The following is a 6,051-nucleotide window of genomic DNA, read 5'->3' on the forward strand; positions in this document are numbered from 1 at the left end:
AATGCAGCTGAATATGACAGGTTTATATACAAAGCTATATGCGATTACCGATCATACGCCGTGTGATGTTGATACACCGAAACGCTTTGGTGCTTATATCCTTGACTGGGTAGTCGGCGGTATTTTTACCGGACTGCCTGCCGTTCTTTTATATAGCGGATTAACGAAAAAGCAGGATATGTTTGGCGGCTTGTATGTTTTTGAATCACTTGGTTATGCACGCAGCTGGGCCTTTCTTGCCGGAGCACTCTGTATTTTGTTTGCGCTGTTTTATTATGTATATGTTCCATGGCGTATCTGGCCGGGGCAGACACTTGGAAAACGTGTTGCCGGTTACCGCATGGAAAAAACGGATGGTACAGCAGTGGATTTGATTACCCTGTTAAAACGGCAGGTTATCGGCGGCTTCCTGCTGGAGGGTGCAGCATTTGTCGCATCAAACTATATCCGGCAGCTGGTGACCCTGTCACTGAGCTATTATGTAGATTATTACTGGCAGATAGCAGGGATGATTCTTACAGCGATATCCCTTATTCTTGTAATGAAAACAGACTCGCATCGCTCACTGCATGATTATTTTGCGAAAACCAGAGTGACTTGTGTTGAAAAACAGAAAAAAGAGCATTCTTCTATTTGATAAATAAGGAACATGTGACAACGTGTAACATAAGCCAGGGCGGACAGTATTAGGAACGGCAAACAAGCTGTATGAAAAAGGAAAGCATGATTCTGTAATTTATCAGAAGTGCTTTCCTTTCTTGTGCTGTAAAGTGAGGCTACAGGCTGTCTGCTTATCCACATGTCACATTGTAGAAGATGCCGCCAAGCTCCGGCAGCTGCTTCAATTCGTCTTTTACCTTGAATCTGTTTTCCGGTATCTGCTATTGCTGTGTTAGTCTTTTCCACAAAGGTCCTCCTCAATTTGAATATGAAGAGATGAGTTCATTCACATCCCTATCTGAAAGACTGATGACCCAACCTCTGTTTATTTTGACCATTCGAATAGATCACATTAACGTGAAGACCAAGTCATCAGGATCAGGGAACATTTTGGATAAGGCGCTTTTGAGCACAAGAGTAATGCGTTGGATAAGAAAACCAGTTTGCTCATTTATCGGAAAACCACTTGAAATAAAAGTAGAGATAAAAGAGAGAGGCTGGAGTCGTAAGTGATTACGTTTGCGGGAGGAGACTTATTCGCAGTGCCGGTGATGTGTTCAGAATGAGCGGTATAAAGATAATGATTTTTACCAACCTTGTTGATATAAGTGCCTTTTTCCTTTTGTTTAAAAGCCAATCTAGATAAGTCAAAAGAGTTAACTTCGATTAATTATTTATATCTTAAAAAGAAACAAGTACCAGATTAATAAAACTTAGCTATAAATCGGTATGTGAGTACGACAATTTTTGTAAGTAATTCTTCAACTAAGGGGGTTATCGTGGTATAATTCTAAATAAGTAATGGGTGAAGGGGGTTTGGTTATGTTTATTTTAAAAGTCGAGCATATAGAAAAAACATATAGCATAAATGGTGATATGGTGAAAGCTGTTAATGATATTTCATTTTCTATAGAGCAGGGAGAGTTTGTTGCAATAACAGGTAGCTCTGGTTCCGGTAAATCAACATTACTTCATATTATCGGTGGAGTGGATTCAGCATCGGCTGGTACGGTAGATATAAAAGGGGTAAGGATGCAGGATTTAAAGGGAGATGAATTGGCGATTTTCAGAAGGAAAAATATAAGTATTATATATCAATTTTATAATCTTATACCAGTTTTAAATGTAAAAGAAAATATTACACTTCCATTAAAACTCGATCATCAAATAATAGACGAAGAACGTTTGTCATTTTTTCTCAACATTCTTAATTTAGACAAAAGGGTAAATCACCTTCCTTCCCAGCTTTCTGGTGGTCAGCAGCAAAGAGTGGCGATTGCACGAGCTCTGATGAGTGGAACATCGATCATCCTGGCAGATGAACCGACCGGCAATTTGGATAAAAAAAGTAGCAAGGAAATTATTGACTATCTATGTGAGATTAATAAATCAAACAATCAGACAATCCTTATGGTTACACATGATATGGAGATTGCAAAAAGAGCAAATAGGATTTTAATAATAGAGGATGGTAAAATAGTAAAGGAAAGTATAAAATGAAGGAGAAAGTCAATTTTGTTTATAGGTTTATAAAACATGATAAAAGTAAGGCTGCTACGATATTACTGGTTCTCACTCTTGGTGTTTGTCTCATATCATCGTTAATGCTACTTAAGATATCAAATGACGATTTTGTTGCACGTGAGGAAATCTATCTTAATGGTGATTATCAACTCGCTGTAGATATTGGCAATAAGCCTGCGAAAATCGATGAACATCTTATAGAAGAAACTATCACTGTATATGATTATACAATAATAAGGAATGATGATGGGAGTTTCATACAAGTCAAATCTGTTAATAAGCATACAGACATGCAAGGCTTTCACATATTGGAAGGTTTATTTCCAAAATCGCCAAATGAGATTTTGATTAGCAAAAAATACGCAAGAGATCATCGATTAAGCATTGGAGATATCATTTCAATACAGACAGGGATAAGGGTTTTAAATGAGAAAAATGTAAATAATAATGTCGATTTTTCTGAATATGAACGATATATAAAAGGAGATAAGATATATGATTTAAAGATTTCAGGTATATATAATCCTGATGTTATAGAAAATGCTGCAGCAATCACCGACCAAATGATATTATTTAATGATTACACTGGAACATCAGGAATAGAGTATATTAAATTAAAACCGTCAGCAGAAGCCGTCTGGCAGAATATTAAAAATAATTATCAAGCATACGTAAATGTTCATGGCGAAAATCTTTTATTGGGTAAACGTATAGATAATCCTGTAGGGAACGTGCTTTTATTTATCACTGTGATTACTGTAATTCTGTTGTTTTTTTTAATAAGTAATGTGATGTCTATAATTATAAAAGAAAGAAGTCGCCAATATGGTGTGCTGAAATCTATCGGTGCTGAAAAGAAACAAATCTTTGTGTTGTCCATCATAGAAATATGCTTATATGCATTAGTAGCGATACCGGCAGGGATAGCGTTATCATTAATTATTATTACCTTTGTACTTGATAAACTGGAGAAGGTATTAAATATAAATGATATGTTCCCGTTTACATATGAATTACCTATGGATTCTAATGTATTTATATGGATAATCATATTTCTGCTTTTCTTAATCATTTTATCATGTGTTATCTCGATAAAACCAATTTTAAAGACTGAAGCAATTTCGTTGATTCGTGAAACATCCGAAAATAGAAATAAAATAAAACACTCATTTTATTTCACAGAGCACTTGTTCGGTATAGAATGTATGATAGGGAAATGCTATTATAAACAATATAAAAAGGGAAAAGTAACCCTGTTGCTGTCACTCACATTGAGTTTTATATTGTTGTTTTCAGGTATCATTACTTTGGACTTAATACACTATAATAATACTGGAGAAGACAGTATTATTGTTTCTTTCAAGAATATCAATACTTCAAAACAGTATGAAGAGATTTTACAGCAGTTCAATAAGTGCGTGAGTGACGATCACATACAAAATTATGTGTTTAAAAGTTCTTTAATAATGAATAACATATATGTGTCGAAGCATTTCTTAAATGAAAAAATCATAAAGCTGGACGGAGCATCTACAATTTCTATAAACGTAATTGGCTGTAAGACAAAGGAAAAACTGTTTAATGACATTCATGAAGGTTTTTTGTTAAACGATGTTTCAAGATTGGATGAAAGGGGAAAATCCCAGATTTATCCTTATTTCAATTTGAATGATACAAATTTCAAGATACTATATCCCGTAGAGGATGATAAAAATGGTTTGCAATTAGAATTTGAGCTTTTACCAGATGTTCCACAGTTTGGGAAGGATGAATTAAATCAAATACCAACCCTATACATACCACCTGCTAGAATGAAACAGATTATAGAGGAACTACAAATGAATAGATTTAGTGAATTTGCAGTTCTCAGTACACTGGAATTAAACGATGTAAGCGGTGCTAAGCTCATGGATTTCCTGAAGAGTGTGGAAGATAACAGCAATGGATATATAAGAGAGGTAAATTTATATAATAACCAGATATTAAATACCATAACAAAGAGCTATTTCTGGGTCCTTACAGGTATAACCTTCATGGTGATTGTTATTAGTGTTACAAACCTGATTTGTATTGCTATACATGGTGTTTTAAACAAGAAAAAAGAATATGCTGTTTTAATTTCATTGGGTATTAAACGAATACAACTTTTCAAATTACTTCTTTTTGAAAACACACTGACGATATCTATGGCTTATCTATTCTCAATTCCTTTTTCCATTGCACTGTATTGTGTGTTATTTTATCTATTGTTTAGAAATACTGCCTATTTTTATATACCATGGAAATATTTGCCTTTAAGCGCAGTAATGGTTGTTATTTTAATAGTTATGATTGTTATGACTGCTTATCATGTGTTAAACAAATGTAAAATAATGCAATCTATATATGATAGTGAATAAGAATATCCTTATGATTTCAAGTAACATGACACAGCAAACTAGAAATATGTGAATATAGGGTTAATGCAATTATGCATTTTCTAATATTTGAAAGGAGAAGATAGTTCACAATTGAGCTAAATTTTTCCTGTATTGGCTTTATGATTAATACGAAAATAGAGTCTTGGTGTTTCCATGGAAAGTTGATTAAAAAGGGGACAATCCTTTAAAAACAATTATGTAGAGGACGATTGAAGACTTTGCTCATAATAGCGACAAAAAGATTTTCTGAATTCCGTACAGGTTAAACAACATCTAGACTAATAATTATGCCATATAAATATGAAGGATATATAAGGCGATGAAGTCAAAATTGCTCTATTTCAACGTTATCGAGATCGAATCTGAATTTCAATATCATATCATGCTTGATTAATAATCTATTAATCTTTTCGTAGACGCTCTACTCATACGGATGGTTATACTAAACGAAGTGTGCCAACTATCCACACTTAACTGAGTAGCATCTGTTATTGTTTTCTATAATTGTTGCAGATCACGCATGCTTCAAATATAAGCAAAATTATAACGAGTAATCTCGATACGATAAAAGACGATCAAACATGGGAATTCCTTAATTTGATCGCCTTTTTCTTCATTTGTCACGCAGATGTTTAATCTTTGTTTTTGGTCTTTTGTAATATACTCCGGATTTTTGAAAACTTCATCTCAGTAAAAAGATTATCTTTAAGGTATATCTCGTCCCTTTAATATCTTTTTACATTCCTTATCTCATGATTCAATAGTATATTTTTAGAAATATGTGAAATTTAAATTATACATGTCTCATGAGTAGAGAGTTTATGTTTTCCTACCAAGTGCAAAAATTAGTAGCCATTATGAATTTTTAGTATGAATAATCTATTCTATTACCTTGGTCCTGGTGAAGTAGCATAAACAGTTACTGTGTGAGTTCCCATAGTAGCACCTAATAATTTTTCGTAAACTTTAAAAGTAAATTTTATTTTAGTATTACTAACTCTTGATTCTCCAGTTTTTGTTACATTTGTATATGCTGGAGATCCCAGAGATGATGAATGAGAAGCATATGTTGCTGAATATAAGTATCCAGTATCATTATCAATTGATGCATTAAAATTAAATTTTATAATCTGCTGTTTTGCATCAATATTACTTAGAAAAGAAGCGCTGCTTGTAAGTGTCGTTGAATAACGTCCATAGGGCGTTATTTCTGTAGAATCACTTTCAAGACTAATAGAATCAACTAAATCTGTATTTTCTTTAGCTGAAATAGGTGTGATAAAACTTAAACATAATCCAATAGAAACAAAACCTACCAATAATTGGCTATCCAAATTTTTTAGGGGTTTTCGCCAGAAATTTGGGGGTCAACTTTGGGGGAGAGAAAAAATAAAGGCTAAAAATTAAGACCCCTAAAGTTAAAATCAAGAGAATCAGTGAAAAAACA

At 33.4% G+C, this 6,051-nt stretch carries 4 protein-coding genes; 3 read left to right on the forward strand and 1 reads right to left on the reverse strand.

The window, feature by feature from the left end; translation table 11 throughout:
* Position 1: 1 nt before the first annotated feature.
* The 3 genes from KSZ58_RS18820 (at position 2) to KSZ58_RS18830 (ending at position 4,583) form a co-directional block, all read left to right on the forward strand.
* Positions 2–637, forward strand: coding sequence for an RDD family protein (locus KSZ58_RS18820; RefSeq protein ID WP_009270672.1), 636 nt, complete (start codon positions 2–4; stop codon positions 635–637).
* A gap of 845 nt (positions 638–1,482) precedes the next feature.
* On the forward strand, positions 1,483–2,160 hold the full coding sequence (locus KSZ58_RS18825; protein WP_009270671.1) for an ABC transporter ATP-binding protein: 678 nt from the start codon (positions 1,483–1,485) through the stop codon (positions 2,158–2,160).
* A complete protein-coding gene (locus tag KSZ58_RS18830; protein WP_009270670.1) occupies positions 2,157–4,583 on the forward strand; it encodes an ABC transporter permease in 2,427 nt (808 codons plus the stop codon). Before KSZ58_RS18825 ends, KSZ58_RS18830 begins: the two co-directional genes overlap by 4 nt.
* A gap of 908 nt (positions 4,584–5,491) precedes the next feature.
* On the opposite strand, the gene KSZ58_RS18835 is transcribed toward KSZ58_RS18830, so the two are convergent.
* A complete protein-coding gene (locus tag KSZ58_RS18835) occupies positions 5,492–5,938 on the reverse strand; it encodes a hypothetical protein (RefSeq protein WP_217752839.1) in 447 nt (148 codons plus the stop codon).
* Between the last annotated feature and the right edge of the window lie 113 nt (positions 5,939–6,051).

Origin of the sequence: Erysipelatoclostridium sp. DFI.2.3 (assembly GCF_019132535.1) — a bacterium.
In the GTDB taxonomy this organism is placed as follows: domain Bacteria; phylum Bacillota_I; class Bacilli_A; order Erysipelotrichales; family Erysipelotrichaceae; genus Clostridium_AQ; species Clostridium_AQ innocuum.

What these genes read in the sequence shown, in the direction of transcription:
- KSZ58_RS18820 (WP_009270672.1), top strand. Translation starts at nt 2, where the DNA reads ATGCAGCTGAATATGACAGGTTTATATACAAAGCTATATGCGATTACC.
- KSZ58_RS18825 (WP_009270671.1), top strand. Translation starts at nt 1,483, where the DNA reads ATGTTTATTTTAAAAGTCGAGCATATAGAAAAAACATATAGCATAAAT.
- KSZ58_RS18830 (WP_009270670.1), top strand. Translation starts at nt 2,157, where the DNA reads ATGAAGGAGAAAGTCAATTTTGTTTATAGGTTTATAAAACATGATAAA.